This is a genomic window from Streptomyces sp. NPDC051051 (assembly GCF_040682975.1).
In the GTDB taxonomy this organism is placed as follows: Bacteria; Actinomycetota; Actinomycetes; order Streptomycetales; family Streptomycetaceae; genus Streptomyces.
In genome coordinates this window covers 1-1,142 of record NZ_JBFBCB010000154.1, presented here as the reverse complement: position 1 = coordinate 1,142, position 1,142 = coordinate 1, and the positions used below count along the sequence as shown (strand labels likewise).

Sequence of the window (1,142 nt, the reverse complement as noted above, 5' to 3'; positions counted from 1 at the left end):
CGGGGTGGGGTGTAGGTGGTGGTGAGGTCGGGTCGGTGGTGGTCGGGGGCGGGGAGGGCTTTGGTGTCGACTTTTCCGTTGGGGGTGAGGGGGAGGTGGTCGAGGGTGACGTAGAGGCTGGGGATCATGTAGTCGGGCAGTTGTTGCTGGAGGTGGGTGCGCAGTTCGCCGGCGGTGGGCTGGTGGCCGGTGGTGGGGACGGTGTAGGCGGTGAGTTGTTTGTTGCCGGGGGTGTCCTCGCGGACGGTGACGGCGGTGGTGTGGATGTGGGGGTGGGTGGTCAGGGCGTTCTCGATCTCGCCGAGTTCGATGCGGTAGCCGCGCAGTTTGACCTGGTTGTCGATGCGGCCGATGAACTCCAGCGTGCCGTCGGGACGCCATTTGACCAGGTCGCCGGTGTGGTAGACGCGGGGGTCGGGGTGGGGCGGGGTGAGGGGGTTGGGGGTGAAGCGCTGCCCGGTGAGGTCGGGCCGGTTGTGGTAGTGCCGGGCCAGGCAGATGCCTCCCAGCAGGGCGTGGCCGGGGACGCCGACGGGTGCGGGCTGGTTGTGGTGGTCGACGACGTAGGCGGTGGTGTTGGTGATGGGCCGGCCCAGGGTGGTGGTGCCGCCGTGCGGGTCGGGTGCGGTGGTCAGGCTCATCACGTTCGCCACCGAGCCCTCGGTCGCCCCGTACTCGTTGCTGATCGTGGTCTGCGTGCCGGCGGCGTCCAGGAGGCGGGAGACGAGCCGGGGGGTGAGGTTCTCACCCCCGGCGACGATGGTGCCGATGTGGTGGCGGGCGCCGCGGGCCTCCAGATGCGCGGCCAGGACCTCCAGGTGGGAGGGGGTGGCCTTCAGGAAGCTGATCGGGGTGTCGGTGCAGATCAGATCGATCGCCGCGTCGAACGCCGTCTGATCGGCTCCGGCCGCGGGGATCGCCAGCTGCTGGCCCTGGATCAGCGGCAGGAACAGTGCCGTGATCGTCAGATCGAACGTCACCGACGAATACAGGATGCTGCCGATCCCACCGGGAACCTGCACCGGATAGTTCCGGTCGCACCAGTGCAGGTAGTTGACCACCCCACGATGCTCCAGAGCCACCCCCTTCGGCCTGCCCGTCGAACCCGACGTGTAGATCACATAAGCCAGATCATCCGGCGA

The 1,142-nt window shown here is 68.5% G+C and carries 1 protein-coding gene; it reads right to left on the bottom strand.

The window, feature by feature from the left end; translation table 11 throughout:
- The coding region (locus AB0N31_RS36580; protein WP_366062852.1) for an amino acid adenylation domain-containing protein at window positions 1–1,082 on the bottom strand (1,082 nt) is incomplete at its 3' end.
- Window positions 1,083–1,142 lie beyond the last annotated feature (60 nt).